Annotated in this window: 14 protein-coding genes; all 14 read right to left on the minus strand. The window is 67.1% G+C overall.

The features are described 5' to 3' along the window. Positions 1-15 precede the first annotated feature (15 nt). On the minus strand, positions 16-1,614 hold the full coding sequence (locus tag V9L20_RS03345) for an ATP-dependent acyl-CoA ligase (protein WP_337295485.1): 1,599 nt from the start codon (positions 1,612-1,614) through the stop codon (positions 16-18). Further along, entirely contained in the window at positions 1,604-2,335 is a 732-nt protein-coding gene (locus V9L20_RS03350; RefSeq protein ID WP_157612906.1) for an ABC transporter ATP-binding protein, read from the minus strand. The genes V9L20_RS03345 and V9L20_RS03350 overlap by 11 nt, the downstream gene beginning before the upstream one ends. A gap of 82 nt (positions 2,336-2,417) precedes the next feature. After that, complete coding sequence (locus V9L20_RS03355; protein ID WP_337295486.1) at positions 2,418-4,205, minus strand: branched-chain amino acid ABC transporter ATP-binding protein/permease; 1,788 nt, start codon at positions 4,203-4,205, stop codon at positions 2,418-2,420. Beyond that, positions 4,202-5,257: a branched-chain amino acid ABC transporter permease gene (locus tag V9L20_RS03360; RefSeq protein WP_337295487.1), complete on the minus strand. Its 1,056-nt coding sequence runs from the start codon at positions 5,255-5,257 to the stop codon at positions 4,202-4,204. The genes V9L20_RS03355 and V9L20_RS03360 overlap by 4 nt, the downstream gene beginning before the upstream one ends. Positions 5,258-5,294: 37 nt before the next feature. After that, the gene (locus V9L20_RS03365; RefSeq protein ID WP_337295488.1) at positions 5,295-6,458 is read right to left on the minus strand and encodes an ABC transporter substrate-binding protein; all 1,164 of its coding nucleotides are present in this window, start codon (positions 6,456-6,458) and stop codon (positions 5,295-5,297) included. A 40-nt stretch (positions 6,459-6,498) separates the two neighbouring features. After that, positions 6,499-6,966: an aromatic-ring-hydroxylating dioxygenase subunit beta gene (locus tag V9L20_RS03370; RefSeq protein WP_337295489.1), complete on the minus strand. Its 468-nt coding sequence runs from the start codon at positions 6,964-6,966 to the stop codon at positions 6,499-6,501. Continuing rightward, complete coding sequence (locus V9L20_RS03375) at positions 6,963-8,282, minus strand: aromatic ring-hydroxylating dioxygenase subunit alpha (RefSeq protein ID WP_337295490.1); 1,320 nt, start codon at positions 8,280-8,282, stop codon at positions 6,963-6,965. Before V9L20_RS03375 ends, V9L20_RS03370 begins: the two co-directional genes overlap by 4 nt. Positions 8,283-8,304: 22 nt before the next feature. Next, positions 8,305-9,450, minus strand: coding sequence for an ABC transporter substrate-binding protein (locus V9L20_RS03380; RefSeq protein ID WP_258504888.1), 1,146 nt, complete (start codon positions 9,448-9,450; stop codon positions 8,305-8,307). A 265-nt stretch (positions 9,451-9,715) separates the two neighbouring features. Continuing rightward, complete coding sequence (locus tag V9L20_RS03385) at positions 9,716-10,882, minus strand: ABC transporter substrate-binding protein (protein ID WP_258504886.1); 1,167 nt, start codon at positions 10,880-10,882, stop codon at positions 9,716-9,718. A 47-nt stretch (positions 10,883-10,929) separates the two neighbouring features. Beyond that, positions 10,930-11,655: an SDR family oxidoreductase gene (locus V9L20_RS03390; protein ID WP_337295491.1), complete on the minus strand. Its 726-nt coding sequence runs from the start codon at positions 11,653-11,655 to the stop codon at positions 10,930-10,932. Continuing rightward, positions 11,652-12,464, minus strand: coding sequence for a cyclase family protein (locus tag V9L20_RS03395; protein ID WP_258504884.1), 813 nt, complete (start codon positions 12,462-12,464; stop codon positions 11,652-11,654). The genes V9L20_RS03390 and V9L20_RS03395 overlap by 4 nt, the downstream gene beginning before the upstream one ends. A 16-nt stretch (positions 12,465-12,480) precedes the next feature. After that, positions 12,481-13,734 (minus strand): SDR family NAD(P)-dependent oxidoreductase, encoded by a 1,254-nt coding sequence (locus V9L20_RS03400; RefSeq protein WP_337295492.1) that lies wholly within the window; start codon positions 13,732-13,734, stop codon positions 12,481-12,483. Then, positions 13,731-14,903, minus strand: a complete 1,173-nt coding sequence (locus V9L20_RS03405; RefSeq protein WP_337295493.1) for a thiolase family protein — start codon at positions 14,901-14,903, stop codon at positions 13,731-13,733. Before V9L20_RS03405 ends, V9L20_RS03400 begins: the two co-directional genes overlap by 4 nt. Continuing rightward, on the minus strand, positions 14,900-16,546 hold the full coding sequence (locus V9L20_RS03410; RefSeq protein WP_337295494.1) for an AMP-binding protein: 1,647 nt from the start codon (positions 16,544-16,546) through the stop codon (positions 14,900-14,902). Before V9L20_RS03410 ends, V9L20_RS03405 begins: the two co-directional genes overlap by 4 nt. Positions 16,547-16,552: the final 6 nt, after the last annotated feature.

A 16,552-nucleotide genomic window follows, 5' to 3' on the forward strand; every position in this document is an offset into this window, starting at 1 on the left:
TCTAGCGAATGTGGCTTATCGCTTGTTCAGCGCACGGTCCCAGGTCTGCGCGCCTACCCCGCGCTCGCGCAGCTTGAACTTCTGAACCTTGCCGTTCTCGGTGCGCGGCAGGTCGGGCAATACATCGACATAGCGGGGCACCGCAAAATACGGCAGGCGGCTTTCGCAGAAGCTCATCAGTTCCAGCGGATCGATGCGCTCGCCCTCGCGCGGCACCAGCGCGGCCATGACTTCGTCCTCAGCCAGTTCGGAGCGCACCGGGTACACCGCACACGACGCAACACTGCGATGGCTCAGCAGCACCTGCTCGACCTCGAACGAAGAAATGTTTTCGCCGCGCCTGCGGATCGCATCCTTGATGCGGTCGACAAACCTGAAGGCTCCGTCGGCGTCGCGCACCACGCGGTCGCCGGTGTGAAACCAGAGATTGCGCCAGGCCTCGACCGTCTTCTCGGGCATTTTGAAGTAGCCGCTTGCGAAGGCATACGGCTCGTCTGCGCGCAGCAGCAGCTCGCCGGCTTCTCCGGCCGGCAGCTCCGCATCGCCTTCATCGGCAACGCGTGCCTGGAAGCCGGGCCGCAGCCACCCCATGACGCCGCCGCGCGGCGAATCGGGCGCGGTGGCAATGGCAAAGTTGGTCTCGGTGGAACCATAGCCTTCGAGCAGGCGTACGCCGGTGCGCTCGAAAAATGCCTTGCCGGCGGCCTCGGGCACACCAGGCCCAAGTCCGACGCGCACGCGATGGTTGCGCTCACCCTCGCCCGCGGGCTGCGCAAGCAGTATCGGCACCATGGCGCCCAGCAGGTAGACCACGGTGGCACCGGTCGCATGCATAGAAGGCCAGAAACCCGAAGCCGAGAAGCGAGTTTCGAAGACGACCTCGGAGCCTGTGAGCGCGGCTTGCGCAAGGGTGTTGAGCGCATTGATGTGAAAGAGCGGCAGCGTGGTGCACAGCACGTCGTCCGCCGCCACGCCGAGCACCTCGGCGCTGTTCACACCCCACCAGAAATACTGCGCGTGCGGGCAGATCACGCCCTTGGCGGGCCCCGTGGTACCAGAGGTATACAGAATGGCGAGCGGGTCGCCCGGCTGCACATCGGCCGGCGCAACGGCGGCGCCGCCGGAGGGATACGCCAGCACACGCACGCTGGCCGGCGCCAGCCACGCGGCAGGTTCTCCGCCAGCCGCCTCGCCGATGACCCAGATTTCCTTGAGCTTCGTTCGCCCCAGGTCCGCGGCCTGCAGGCGGTTCAGAAAGCTCGCTTCGATGACCAACAGCTTCGCTTCGCTGTGCGCAAGAAAGTACCCGATCTGCGGCCCCATGGAGGCAGTGTTGATCGGTACCGTCGAAGCGCCGATCCAACCGGCACCGAGAAAAGTCTCAAGAAACTCGATGCGGTTGCCGCACATCACGGCCACGCGGTCTCCGCGTTCGACACCGGCTTGCGCGAGCACGCCGGCGCGAGTGCCGGCCGCGTGTGCCGCATCGGCATGCGACCAGCGAGAGCCCGCAATGCGCAGCAACGGGCGCGTACCGAACACTGCCGCCTGCCGCTGCAGCATGGCCGGCAGCGTTCGCTGTGCCGGGGGCACTGCGCGCGGTTCACTCGTCATCGTGCGTGCCTCCGCCAAGATAGGTGGCCTGCACCCGCGGGTCGCTCGCCAGCTCGGCCGAAGCGCCTGAAAGCGCGATCTCGCCGGTTTCGAGCACGTAGCCGTGGTCCGAGGTTTCAAGCGCGGCGCGCGCGTTCTGCTCCACCAGCAGGATCGACACGCCGTCTTCGCGCAGCTTGCGCACGATGGTGAGAATGTCGCGCACGATGAGCGGTGCAAGGCCGAGGCTGGGCTCGTCGAGCATCAGCAGGCGCGGCGCCGACATGAGTGCGCGGCCCACCGCCAGCATCTGGCGCTCGCCGCCCGAGAGCGTGTCGGCGCGCTGCGCGCGGCGCTCCGCGAGCCGCGGAAACCGGTCGTATACCGATTGCAGCCGCTTCTTCATCGCATCGCCGCGCAGCCGCTTGGCATAGGCGCCGAGCTGCAGGTTGTCCAGCACGGTGAGCTCGCCGAACAATTCGCGCTTCTCGGGCACAAGGCACAGGCCGCGCTCCACGCGCGCCTCCACATCGAGCCCTTGCAGGTCTTCGCCCTCGAAGCGCAGCGTGCCCTTGCAGGGCAGCAGGCCCATGGCGGCAGCCAACAGCGTGGTCTTGCCCGCGCCGTTGGGGCCGATCACCGAGATGATCTGCCCTGGCTGCAGGTCGAGCGACACACCACGCACTGCCTCGACCTGTCCGTAAGACACATGCAGGTCCCCAATCTCCAGCATCGCGGTCATTTCGTCACCCCCAGGCTTGTCACTGCGTGTACTTCGCGCACCCCCTGAAGGGGGCCCGCGCCTTCGGGCGGCCGTGCGGCGGTCATACAACGCTCCCCAGGTAAGCCGCTTGCACACGCTCGTCGGCGCGCACCGCCGACGGCACGCCCTCCACGAGCTTGGAGCCGAAGTTCATCACCACCAGCCGGTCCACCAGTTTCATCACGAAGTCCATGTCGTGTTCAACGATCAGGATGGTCACGCCCTCCTCGCGCAGCTTGCGCAGCAGGTCTCCGAGCGCCATCTTTTCCTTGCGGCGCAGGCCTGCCGCGGGCTCGTCGAGCACCAGCAGCACCGGGTCTGCAGCCAGCGCGCGCGCAATTTCGAGAATGCGCTGCGTGCCCAGCGGCAGGCTGCCCGCGAGCTCATGCGCGCGGTCGCCCAGGCCGATACGGTCGAGCTGGCGCTGCGCCTCCTGCAGGATCTGCCTTTCCTCGGTGCGGTCCAGCCGCAGGCCGGCTTTCAAGACACCCGAGCGCGTACGCGAATGCGCACCCAGCGCCACGTTGTCGAGCAGGCTCATGTGCGGCCGCAGCTTCACGTGCTGGAAAGTGCGCGCCAGCCCCAGCCGCGCCACCTGGCGCTGCGGCATGCCGGCGATGTCGTGCTCCAGAAAGCGCACCTGGCCCGCGCTCATCGGCAGCGTGCAGGTCAGCAGGTTGAACATCGTCGACTTGCCGGCGCCGTTCGGGCCGATCAGTCCGATGATTTCTCCCGCATTCACTTCAAAGCTCACGTCGTTCACCGCCACCAGCCCGCCGAAGCGCTTGACCGCGCCCTTCACCGACAGCACCTGCGTGCCGCGCGCGGGCAGTTGCCGGTGCGGCAGCGGTTCGACCGCAGGTGCTTCATAGCGCGAGGCACCCTGCGAGCCGGCCCTGCGACGCGTCCAGCGCCGCAGCAGGCCCATGAGACCGCCGCGCGCAAAGTGCAGCAACAGAATGAAGAGCGTTGCGAACGCCACCGCCTCCAGCTGCCCGGCACGCTGCGTGAGCATGGGCAGTACGTCCTGCAGGCCGTTCTTCAACACCAGCACCAGGGCCGCGCCCACCAGCGCGCCAGCCAGCTGCCCGAGCCCGCCGGCCACCGCCATCAGCAGGTACTCGATGCTCGCGCGCACGTCGAACGGCGACGGACTCACGAAGCGGTTCATGTGCGCATAGAGCCAGCCTGCCAGCCCCGCAAAGAGCGCGGCCGTCACAAACAGCGTAAGCCGCACGCGGTAGGCATCGGCCCCCACGCTGGCCAGCAGCGTGGCGCCGCCGCGCAGCCCGCGAATCGCACGGCCGGGGCGCGACTGCAGCAGGTTGTGGCTGAACAGGCAGGCCAACCCGACCACCACCCAGATCAGGTAGTACATCGACCGCGGATCGGCCAGCGACCAGCCCGCGACCTGCAGCGCCGGAATGTTCGACAGCCCCGTGTGGCGCCCGAGCGCATCGACGTTCCCGAACAGCATTGCGATCGACAGGCCCCACGCGATGGTGCTCAGCGGCAGAAAGTGTCCGCCGAGCCGCAGCGTGAGCATGCCGATGGCAAGGGCCGACAGCCCGGTGAGCAGCAGCGCGAACAAGAGGCCGATCCATGGCGACATGCCCTGCGTGGTCGTGAGCCACGCCGTCGCATAGGCCGCAATGCCCACGAAGGCCGCCTGCCCGAACGAGGTTGCCCCACCCACGCCGGTGAGCAGCACCAGCCCGAGCGCCACCAGCGCGCCGATGCCGATGTCGTTGAGCAGCGAAACCGTGAAGCTGCCCGCCACCGCCGGCACCAGCGCCAGGACGACGACGACCAGGGCGATCAAGCCCATGCGTTTGCGGTTGCCGTTCATTGCTCCACCTCGTCTTCTTCCTCTTCGGAGTGCGCGGCCATGAAGGAGCGCAGCATGAGCACCGGTATGAGCAGGCTGAACACGATCACGTCTTTCAGCGCACCGCTCCAGAACGACGCAAAGCTTTCCACCACGCCGACCGCGAGTGCGCCCACGGCCGTCATCGGGTAGCTCACGAGCCCGCCGATGATTGCGGCCACGAAGGCTTTCAGGCCGATGATGAAACCCGAGTCGTAGTACATGGTCGTTACCGGCGCGATCAGCACACCGATGAGCCCGGCCAGCAGAGAGGCGCAACCGTAGGCCAGCAGCGCGGTGCGCACCGGCCGAATGCCGACCAGCCGCGCGCCCACCCGGTTCACCGCCGTCGCACGCAGCGCCTTGCCGGCCACCGTGCGCTCGAACACGAGGAAGAACAGCCCGCTCAGCACAATGGCCGCGCCCACCATCAGCACCACCTGGCCACTGACGGTGAACCCATCGCCCAGCGTGAACACCGCGTTCGTGAGCGGCGTGGTGCGCGAGCCTTCGGGGCCGAAGAACAACAGGCCCAGGCCCGAGAGCAGGAAGTGCAGCGCCAGCGAAACGATCAGCAGCACCAGCACCGAAGCGTCGGCAATCGGCTGGAACACCACCCGTGCGAGCAGCGGCGCGATGGGCACCACCAGCAGCACCGCCACCGCGATATGCACCGCCACCGGCACGCCCGGCTTTGCCGCAAGCCACGCCAGCACGCAGGGAATCGCGGGCAACACGCCCCACATCAGCACCGCCTTGGGAATGCGGGCGGCTTCGCCGCGCCGCAGCAGGCTGCCGACTTCGGTTGCCAGCGCCAGCGCCGTGAGCACCGCCACCATGCCGATGGTCGGCGGCACGCGGCCGGTTTCGAAGGCCGCCAGCGACAGTGCGGCAAAGGCCGCGATGTCGCCGAACGGCACGAACACCACCCGCGTGACGGAAAAGATCAGCACCAGCCCGAGCCCGGCGAGCAGATAGACGGCACCGTTGGCCAGGCCATCGGTGATGAGGATCAGCGCGACGTCCCACGTCATAGGAAAACCTCAGGCAAAAACATCGTCGTCAAGCGGTTCAAGGTGCGAGCTTCCATTGGCCGTTGTCGAGCTTGACGATCACGCGGGCGCGTTCGTCCACGCCGTAGAGGCTGCCGGGCTTGAAGCTGTACACGCCGTGCGTGCCCACCACCTCCTTGGTGCTGAAGATGGCATCGCGCAGCGCCACGCGAAACTCCGCCGTGCCCGGCTCGGCCTTCTTCATGGCGCGCGATGCGGCATCGGCAAACACCAGCCAGCCGTCGAAGGAATAGGCCGAGAAGGCATCGCTGGTCGGCGCGTTGTTGACCTTCTGGAACACCGCGCGGAAATCGGTCGCGATCTTCTTGGTCGGGTAGGTGTCCGGCAGCTGCTCGGCAACGATCACCGGGCCGGTGGGCATCAGTGCGTTCTGGCCGGCGGCACCGACCACGCGCACGAAGTCGGGGTTGATGAGGCCGTGCTGGCCGTACACGCCGCCCTTGTAGCCGCGCTCCTGCAGCGCGAGAAACGGCAGCGCGCCCGGCGTGCCGGCGCCGCCGGTCATCACCGCGTCGGGCCGCAGCGCGACGATCTTCAGCACCTGCCCGGTCACGGAGGCATCGGCGCGCGCGTAGCGCTCGTTGCTCACCACCTTGATGCCGGCTTCTGGCGCGGCTTTCATGAGCGCGTTGTAGACCAGGTCGCCCCAGGCGTCGGTAAAACCGATGTAGCCCACCGTCTTGACGTTGTTGCGCTTCATGCGCTCGACCACCGCATCGATCATCAGCTGCGTGGGCTGCGCGACCGTCATGACCCACGAGTTCTCGTTCGCATCGAGCAGGATCGGCGTGAGGCCGATCATCGGCGTCTTCGCGTCGCGGCCCACCTGCGCCATCGCGATGGCGGCCGGCACGCCCGAGGTGCCCATGAGCACGTCGACCTTCTCCTCTTCGACAAGCTTGCGCGCATTGCGCCCGGCGGTCGTCGGGTCGGAGCCGTCGTCCAGCACGATGAGCTGCACCTTGCGGCCATTGATCTCGGGCTTGTAGGCCAGCGCGGCCTGCATGCCCTTCGCATATGGCACGCCCAACGAAGAGTTGGGGCCCGAGAGCGACACGCTCAGGCCGACCTTGAGGTCGGCCGCAAGCGCGCTCGCAACGCCGCAGGCAGTCAGCGCCGCGGCGATGGCACCGCGCGTCAAGGTCAGCATCAGGCTCTTCATGTCGTAGCTCCAGTGAGAAAGAATGGAAGGAACGGAAAACTCAGATGAACAACTGGATGGCCGGCAATGCGCGTGCAGCGTTGAGCAGGTCGATGCGCTTCTGGCGGATGCGCCAGCCCGAGGGCGTCTGCGTCAGATGGTGGCGGGCCGTGCCGCTCAGCAATATCTGGGATTCGCCGCGCGCTTCGACGTAGAGGAATGGCGTGCGAAGGCGCACCTCGTCGCCCGTTTCGCTTTCGATGCGCGAAGGCTGCAGCACATGCTGGCTATGGCTTGCGGGGTGCTGCGAATGCGCGCGCGGGTTCTTCAGCCGATCCACACGCAGCTGCAAAAGCAGCCGGTCTTCGTAAGCCAGCGAGTTGTGGGAGAACGGATCGGCCTGCGCGGCGCCGAGCAATGGAACCCAGTAGTGGCCGTCGTCGGCAAAGAGCGCCAGCCAGTCGTCGAAGCGCCGTTCGTCGAGCAACGCGGCCTCATGGGCGACAAAATCGCGCGGGTCGCTGGTCATGCCGCAGCCTCCGAAGCCATTGCCTTCGCCCAGGCGCGGAACTGGTTGCGCATGAGCAGTTCGTTGGTGCCGTTGGTGGTGATGGTGGTTTGCGCGAGCTCGGCCGCGTCGAAGTTGCGGTGCAGGCTCACCCACTCGTTGCCGCCGGCGCGCAGCCCTTGCTGGATGCTTTCGAACAGGTGCACGTCGTCGTGCGCCACCACCGACATCGGCGAGAAAACGAGCCGGTTGTAGCTCATCGCCCGCTCGAAAAGCAGCGCCGGCGCGCCCGCTGCGCGGAAGCTCCAGGCCTCGATCAGCGTGCGATCAGCGGCCAAGGGCCGGATCACCCGGATGGCCTGGGGAGAGCCCTTCACCGAAAGGCTCGGATACAGCACCGAATTTTGCGGCGAGCGCTGCAGGATGTCGGCCGCGCGCTCGGCGCCGTGCGCGGCCTGCATCGCGGCCTCGTACTCGGGCAACTGCGCATAGTTGGAGTGGATGCTGAAGTTCACCCCCAGCACGCTGTGGCCGTTGGCGAACACGCGGCCACCCATCTTGTCGAAGAATTCGTAGCCCGAACCGAAGGGGAGGATCTGCTCCATCGCCATGGGCTTGGGGTCGGTGGGCGCGTGGCCCTCCCACAGCGCCTCGGCCGCCTTGGTGGCCGACTCGTGCGTGGACATCGGATGCACCGTGTCGTTGATGTTCTCGAGGTACATCTTCCAGTTGCAATGGACGATGTTGCGCAGCACGCCGCCGCCGACGGTGAGCTTGCCTTCCGGCGAGCGGTCGACCATGTTGTCGATGGCGCCGAGCACCTCGCCGAAGTAATCTTCGAATGAGGGGCCGGCCTCGGAGAGGCGCACGAAGACGAAGTCGCGGTACACCTTCACATGCTTCACCACCGACAGCCCCTGCCCCGATTCGCAGGCCTTGAGCTGGGTGCCCTCATAACCGTTCTTCAGCGGCAGGCCGAGCGGCGCGCCGTCGAGCTTGTAGGTCCACGCGTGGTACGGGCAGCGGAAGAAGCGGCCGGTATTGCCGCATTCATCCGTTACCAGCTGCGTGCCCTTGTGGGCGCAGCGGTTGTACATGACATGCACTGCGCCGTCGGGCTGCCGCACCATAAGGAGCGGCCGGCCTGCGACCTCCTGCGTCACGTAATCGCCCGCCTCCGGCACCTGGCTCGCATGGCCAAGGAAGACCCAGGTGTTCGCGAACAGGCGCTCCTGCTCGAGCGCAAAGATCTCCTCGCTCAGGTACAGGTCGCGGTGCACGCGGTCGTTCTGCACCAGGGCGGCAATGCGGTCGGGATGATGGCGGTAGCTGGTCATCGGCGGCGCTCGGTTTTTTCTATCAGGGAACCAGCTTCCACTGGCCCTTGTTCATCTGCACGATCACCACGCCGCGCTGGTCGGAGCCATAGCGGTCGTCGGGCTTGAAGGTGTAGATGCCATGCGTGCCCACCAGCTCCTTCGTACTCACGATGGCGTCGCGCAGAGCCGTGCGGTATTGCGGCGTGCCCGGCTCACCCTTGGTGCGCGAGGCGGCATCGGCCAGCAGCAGGTAGGCGTCGTAGGTGTAGGAGGAGAAGGCATCGGTAGGCACCGCACCGTTCACCTTCTGGTAGGCGTTGCGAAAGCCCATCGACACCTTCTTGATGGGATTGCTGTCAGGCAGCTGGTCGGCCACGAGCACCGGGCCGCTCGGCACCTGCAGGCCTTCGATGGAGGCGCCGCCCACGCGCACGAAGTCGGCGTTGATGAGCCCATGCGTACCGTAGATCTTTCCCTTGTAGCCGCGATCGGCAAGCGCGATGTAGGGCAGCGCACCGGGCGTGCCGGAGTTGCCCGCGAACACGGCATCGGGCCGGGCCGCGACGATCTTCAGCACTTGCCCCGCCACCGATGAATCGCTGCGCGCATAGCGCTCGTTGGCCACCACCTTGATGCCGGCTTTCTCGGCGCTCTTCACAAGCGAGTCGTAGGCCAGGTCGCCGAGCGCGTCGGAAAAGCCGATGAAGGCCACGGTTTTCACGCCGGACTTCTGCATGCGCTCCACCACGCCGGCGACCATGAGCGGGAACGGCTGCGACACGGTCACGGTCCACGCGCCCTCGGGGCCGGCAATGGTCACGGGCGTGGGCGAGATGAGCGGCGTGTTGAGTTCGCGCGCCACGGAGGCTATGGCCATTGCGCCCGGTACGCCGGAAGTGCCGATGAGCACGTCGACCTTGTCTTCCGTCACGAGCTTGCGTGCGTTGCGCCCGGCGGTGGTGGGGTCGGAAGCGTCGTCGAGCACTATGAGCTGGACCTTGCGGCCGCCGATTTCCGGATGCTCCGCAATGGCTGCGCGGATGCCCTTTTCGTAGGGCACGCCAAGCGCAGCGACGGGGCCTGAAAGCGAGCTGATGAAGCCGATCTTCAGGTCGGCTGCCATGGCCTGCGCGGCGGCCATGGCGACTGTGGCGAGGCCGAGGATTCGAACTAGGTTCTTTTTCATCTTGGTTGCTCCGGCTTGTGTTGTTTCTTGCTTCGTTTGGGCGTTCTGTTGTTCAGGGCTCAGGGCTCAGGGCGAGTGCCCAGGGCACGCTGCTGGTACGCGGCCGATCAACGACCACTGCTCATAACGCGCACGTCGATGGGGTGCCTTGCGCAGCGAAATAAAGGAGGAGGCCGCAGGCCGGGGGACATTCGCGGAGTAAGGCACCCCGTCGGCGGGTGCGCACCATGAATGACCCCAGCGGCCCAAACAGGAAAACCCCATCTCAGGGAACCAGCTTCCACTGGCCCTTCTCGAGCTTCACGACAACCCGTGAACGCTCATCGGAGCCATAGCGGTCGTTCGGCTTGAAGTTGTAGACCGAGTGCGTGCCCACCAGCTCCTTGGTGCTCACGATGGCGTCGCGCAGCGCTTCGCGGAACTGCGGCGTGCCCGGCTCCGCCTTGGTGGCGAGCGCGCGTTGGGCGGCATCGAGGTAGAGCAGCCACGCATCGAAGGTGTAGGCAGAGAAGGCATCGGTCGGCGGTGCGCCGTTGGCCTTCTGGTAGGCCGCGCGGAAGTCCATCGACACCTTGCGGATCGGGTTCTCGCTGGGCAACTGCTCGGCAACGATCACCGGCCCCGTGGGGGCCAGCAAGCCCTCGACCGACGCACCACCCACCCGCACGAAGTCGGGGTTGATCAGCGCATGCATGCCGTAGATCTGGCCCTTGTAGCCGCGCTCCGAGAGCGCGAGGTAAGGCAGCGCACCGGGTGTGCCCGAGGTGCCGGTGATCACCGCGTCGGGGCGCAGCGCGACGATCTTCAGGACCTGGCCGGTCACCGACGAATCGCCACGCGCATAGCGCTCGTTCGACACGATCTTGATGCCGGCCGGCTCTGCGCTCTTTTGCAGCGCGCCGTACACCAGGTCACCCCATGCATCCGAAAAGCCGATGTAACCCACCGTCTTCACGCCCGACTTCTTCATGCGCTCGACCACCGCGCTCACCATCAGCGGCGCTGGCTGCGGCAGCGTGACCATCCATGCGCCCTCTTCGCCTGGCAGGTTGGCGTTGGCGATGGAGATCAGCGGCGTCTTCGTTTCACGCGCCACGCCGGCAATGGCGAGTGCGCCCGGAGAGCCCGCGGTGCCGATGATGACGTCGACCTTGTCCTCGTCGATCATCTTGCGGGCGTTGCGCGCGGCCGTCGTCGGGTCGGAGGCATCGTCGAGCTGCACCAGCTGGATCTTGCGGCCGCCCAGGTCGGCCTTGTAGGCGAGCGCGGCCTTCATGCCCTTTTCATAGGGAATGCCCAGCGACGACACCGGCCCCGAAAGCGACGTGATGAAGCCGACCTTGAGATCTGCGGCCCAAGCGCTGGCGGCGCTGAGTGCGCCGAGGCCCGCGGCAATGGCCGCGAGGGTGCGAATTCGGTTCAGGACTTTCATGGCGGTGCTCCAGGGTGTGATGGATGAACGAAACGAACGCTGAAAAACTAGAGGGCGAGACTGCCGACGCTGGTGCCGCCGCAGACGTACAGGACCTGCCCGGTGACGAAGCTGTTTTCGGGCGCGGCAAAGAAACGCACGGCGCGTGCCACGTCGGCCGATTCGCCAAGTCGCTTGACGGGCACTGAGGCCGCTAGCGCGCGTTCCTTCTCGCTGCCCGCCTCGACCACGTCGTAGAACATGTCGGTACGGATAGGACCGGGCGCGACCACGTTCACCGTGATGCCGTCCGCCGCGAGCTCGAGCGCCCAGGTGCGTGCCATGCCCAGCATGCCGGCCTTGGTCGCGGAATAGCTGGTTCGCGTAGCCAGGCCCAACGCCGCGCGAGACGAGAGCAGCACCACGCGGCCGAAGCGCTGTGCACGCATCGCGGGCAATGCACCTTGCACGAGCTGGATCGCACAGCCCAGGTGCAGGTCGACGAGCGCATCGAGATCGTCCAGCTTCACCTCAGGCAGAAGCGCGGGGCGGATCACGCCGGCGTTGTGCACGATGGTTGTCGGTTCGAAACGCGCGACCAGCTCGTGCACCGCCTCGCCCGTCGCCGCCCGATCGCTCAGGTCGACCTCGATGCTGTGCAGCTTCGGGTGATCAATCTCGGCCTTGCGGCGCGCGAGCGAGACCACTTCGTAGCCCTGCGCGAGCAGGTCTTCGCAGATCGCCTTGCCGATGCCGGCGCTGCCGCCGGTAACCGCTGCGACCTTCGGCGTCATGCGTGTGCTCCCACCAGCGCGAGCACGCGCAGCGGGCTGCCGCTGCCCTTCTCGATCTTGAGCGGCGGGCAGATCAGCACCGCACCCGATGGCGGCAGCAGGTCGAGATTGCTCAGGCACTGCAGGCCGTAGCGGCCTGCACCATGCATGTAGTAGTGGCACGGGTAAGGCGGCCGCAGGTGATAGCCCTGGCCCGCGTCGGTGCCGATGGCCTCGGAGCCGAAGCCGAGCACGTCGCGCTGCTCCACCAGGAAGCGCACAGCCTCGGTGCTGGGGCCGGGCGTGTGCTGGCCGGTTTCGTCGAAGTTCTGGTACGCCTCGGGATCGCTGCGCTTGGACCAGTCGGTGCGCATCAGCACCCAGGCACCCTTGGGAATGCGGCCGTGCGCGGCCTCGTAGCGCTCGATGTCGGCCACGCTCAGCAGGTAGTCGTCGTTCGCCTGCACGTCGGCCGAGCAGTCGATCACGCAGGCCGGCGCCACGAAGTGCTGCACGGGAATGGTGTCGACCGAGTTGTTGGGCAGGTCGCGGCCCGAGATCCAGTGGATCGGCGCATCGAAGTGGGTGCCGGTGTGCTCGCCGCACGAAAAATTGTTCCAGTACCAGGCCGGGCCGCGCTCGTCGTACTTCGACACTTCTTCGATGCGGAAGGGCCAGCATTGGCCCATCTCTGGCGGCAATGCGATCTGCGGGAACTCGGGTGTGAGCGTCTGCGTGAGGTCGATCACGCGGATGCGGCCGCTCGCCATGGCGGTCACCAGGCCGCCGAGGATTTCGGCGGCGGACATCAGTTCGGTGGTGGTTGTCATCGTGTGGCTCCTGTTCTCAGCCGCCCGCCGCGAGTTCGCGTTCGAGCACCTTGGGGTTGTCGCGCCAGCGCTCCAGCCACTCCTGCGCCACATCGCCGGGGTACACGTCTTCCACCCCATCGCGCAGCGCCTTGACGATGGCGTTGGCCAGCGCGGTTGGCGCCAGCTTGGGCGGCGGCGTGTGCTGGTTCCATTCGTCGTCGATGGGTCCGGGAAACACGTTGATCACGCGGATGCCGGCGGGGCGCATCTCTGCGCGCAGGCACTGCGCAAGCGAGTGCGCCGCAGCCTTCGAGGCGCTGAAGGTGCCGTGCGGCGGAAAGTTGCTGAGCGCGTAGATCGACAGCAGGTTGACCCATGCGGTCGCGCCCGTTGCACCGTCGGCCGAGCGGCCCTTGAGCGCAGGGCCGAACTCCTGCGCGAGGCGCAGCAGGCCGAAGTAGTTGATGTCCATCTCGGCCTTGGCCACATCGGTGCCGCGGCGCGCGCCGATGCCGAAGGTGCGGTGCACCTCGGCGTTGTTGATCACGATGTCGACCTTGCCGCCGATGGAGCCTGCAAGCTCGGTCACCTGGCGGCCGTTGGTGAGGTCGAGCGGCACGAGCGTGACCTGCGGCAGTGCCGAGATGTCGTCGAGCCCGTCGCCCATCTTTTTCCACGGCTCGGCGTGGCCGACCCAGACGATGTCGGCGCCGGCTTTTACCAGCGCACGCACGATGGCCTGGCCGGTTTCGGTCTTGCCGTCGGTCACCAGCACCTTGCGAAACTTGGGGTCGCTGGTCATCTCGCGCAGCATCTTGTCGTCGGCCATGTGGGCACTCCCTTCATTCGGAAAACCAATGAGAACGGCCTGGCCGGCGCGGTCGAGCCGGGCGCCGACACGGACGCGCTGGGGCGCGTCGCCGACCTCCCCATGCAGGTGGACCATGAGCGTCGGGCCGGCATCCAGGTGCACCAGCCCCAGCCGCCAGGGCAGCCGCTCGCGGAAGAACAGGTCGTTGCTGTGGTGCAGCGTGGTGCTGCCGAGCAGTTCGCCCTCGCCGCTCTGTGCGCGCCAGCGCAGCGCAGCGGAGAGGCACTTGTGGCAAACCTCGCGCGGCGGGTACTGCACGGTGCCGCAGTCTTCGCAGGTCTGAAGCTCGAAGCGGCCTTCGGCGGCGGCTGCGGTGAGGCCGAGCGCCACGCGGCCGCGCGCGCCGGGCGGCAGGTTCATCTGCCGGGTGCGCAGCACCGGGTTCTTGCGCGGGGGGCGCATCAAGGGCATCGTCATGCGGGTCTCCCCAGGATCACCGCGCCCGTGCACAGGCAGCGGTCATAGGTCACCATGCCGAAGCCGGCGACGAGGCCGAGTTGCGCATCGGGCACAGTGCGCTTGCCGGCCTGGTCGGTCAGCTGGCGGATCGCCTCGACCATGCCGAGAAAGCCGCCTGCCGCACCGGCCTGCCCGGCCGAGAGCTGGCCACCGCTGGTGTTGTTAGGAAAGCTGCCATCGAAAGTCATGGTGTGCGACTGCACGAAGGCCGGGCCCTCGCCCTTCTCGCAGAAGCCCAGGTCTTCGAACTGCATCATCACGATGACGGGGTAGTCGTCGTAGGTCTGCACGAAGTCGAGTTGTGCGGGCTGGACGCCGGCCTGTGCATACAGGTCGTCGCGGTCCATGCGCCAGCCGCCCTGCACCATCACCGGGTCTTCGGCATAGGCGTTATGGCGCTCGATGGCGCCGCGGATCACCGCGTGCGGCAGGCCCAGGTCGCGCGCGCGCTCCTCGCTCATCACCAGGAAGGCGTCGGCGCCTGCGCAGGGCATCACGCAGTCGAAGAGGTGGATGGGGTCGGAGATCGGCCGCGCAGCCATGTATTCGTCCAGCGTCAGCGCCTTCTTGAACATCGCATTCGGATTGCCGAGCGCATTGGTGCGCTGGTCCACGCAGATGCGGCCGAAGTCTTCGCGCCTGGCGCCGTAGGTGCGCATGTAGTTGGCGGTGATGAACGCGAAGATCGAGTTCGGTCCGCCCGAGCCGTAGGGGTAGCTCGCGTCGCGCGCAAAGTTGCTGAAGCTGCCGAGCGTCTGGCGGAAGGAGTCGACATGGTTGGTGTCGGCGCCCACGCAGGCGACGATGTCGGCATCGCCCGCCTGCACGGCGCGCGCGGCGCGGCGCAGGCACATCACGCCCGAGGCGCCGCCGGTGGGCACGTGGTCGAGCCAGCGCGGCGAAAGCCCCAAGTGCTGAGTGACGCCCACGGCCGTGTCGGGCGCGAGCGAGAAGCTGCTGAGGCACAGGCCGTCGATCTGCTCCTTGGCGACGCCGCTGGATTCGACCAGCGCCTCGATGGCCTGGCCGATGAACCAGTGCGCGGTGCGGGTGGAGTAGCGCACGTAGGGCACCGTGGTGGGCACGGCGACTGCAACGCCTTCGTAGGAGAGCCGTTGCCTGGTCATGCCTGCCCCACTTGTCTTTTCTTCATCGAGCGGGTGTCGATGCAGTGGCCCTGCCCCGGCAGCGACTGCGCCATCTCGCGCAGTTGGCCGCGCTGGATCTTCTGCGACGGCGTGAGCGGCAGCGCATCGACGAAGGCGACGTAGCCCGGCGCCTTGTAGTAGGCCAGCTGCGCGAGCGCGTGCTGCACGATGCTCGCTGCGATCTGCTCGCGCTGCGCAGCATCGGCGTCTTCGCGCATCACGATGCAGGCCAGCACCTCGTCGCCGCGCACCGCATCGGGCGTCGCGGCCACGGCAGAGGTCTTCACCGCTGGATGCTGGTTGAGCACGCTCTCGACCTCGACGGCCGAAATGTTCTCGCCGCTGCGGCGGATCACGTTCTTCTTGCGGTCGACGAAGAAGAAGTTTCCTTCGGCGTCGCGGCGCACAAGGTCGCCTGTGTGGAACCAGCCGTCGGCCCATGCTTCGCGCGTTGCCTCTTCGTCCTTCAGGTAGCCGGAGAAGAAATAACGCTTCGGGTCGTCGCCGGCCGAGCGCACGAGCAGTTCGCCCGGCACGTCGGTACCCACATCGTTGCCGTCCTCGCCCACGAGCCGAATCTGCACGAAATCTTCCTGCCTGCCGAAGCAGCTCGTGCCCACCAAGCGCGGCTCGCGGTTGGCCATGATGCAGGCGGCCGCGCCAGTCTCGGTCATGGCCCACGCCTCCACCAACGGAAAGCCGAAGCGCTCCTCGAAGGGTGCGTGGTTCTTGCGGTCCACGCCGGCGCCGAAGCCCCAGCGGATTGCGTGGTCGCGGTCCGCGGCAGACGGCGGGGCCGACAGCAGCATCGCGGGCATCACGCCAAGGTAGTGCACGATGGTTGCGCCGCTTTCGCGAGCGCTTGCCAGCCATGTCTTCGGATGGAACCGGTCGAGCTGCACCAGGCAACCGCCGGCCACCAGCACCACCATGGTGGAGAACGCCATCGCGTTCATGTGGTTGAGCGGCAGCGGCGTGATGACGCGCTCGGCATCGGGGCGGATGCTGCAGACGCCATCGAGCGCCGCGTACCACTCGCCCGCACGCAGGAAGTAGGCGTTGCTCAGGATGCAACCCTTGGGGCGCCCGGTGGTGCCCGACGTGTAGAGCAGGCCGCATTCGGTGTCGGTGCCGATGGGTTCGTGCGCCCGCGGCGCAGCGGTGCTGGCTCTGGGCACAGCGTCGCCGGGTCCCATGGTTTCGAAGGGCACGCCGGTTTGCGCAGCGGCTGTGCGCAGATCATTCGCGCGTTCAGGCAGCGTCACCGCCAGGCCGATCTCGCTGTGGCCGATCAGGTACACCAGTTCGGCCGAACGCATTTCGGCATTGATCGGCACCACGCTCACGCCCAGCGCGTTGAGCGCGAACCAGTGGAAGAGAAACGCGGGCCGGTTCTCCAGCAGCAGCCCCACTCGATGGCCGTGGCCGTAGCCGGCTTTCGCGTAGGCAGCGCGAAGCCGCTCGACCTCGGCGGCTGCCTCACCCCAGCGGATGGCACCGGCCGGAATGCCGTAGGCGGCGGCGGTCACCGACTCGGTGAACAAGAACTCGGCCTGCGGCGTGCGCTTGGCAGTTGCCGCAAAGACTTGATGGACGGTGGCGAAAACGGTGGAGTCTTGCATCGCGTC

Source organism: Variovorax sp. CCNWLW225 (assembly GCF_037204045.1).
GTDB lineage: Bacteria > Pseudomonadota > Gammaproteobacteria > Burkholderiales > Burkholderiaceae_C > Variovorax.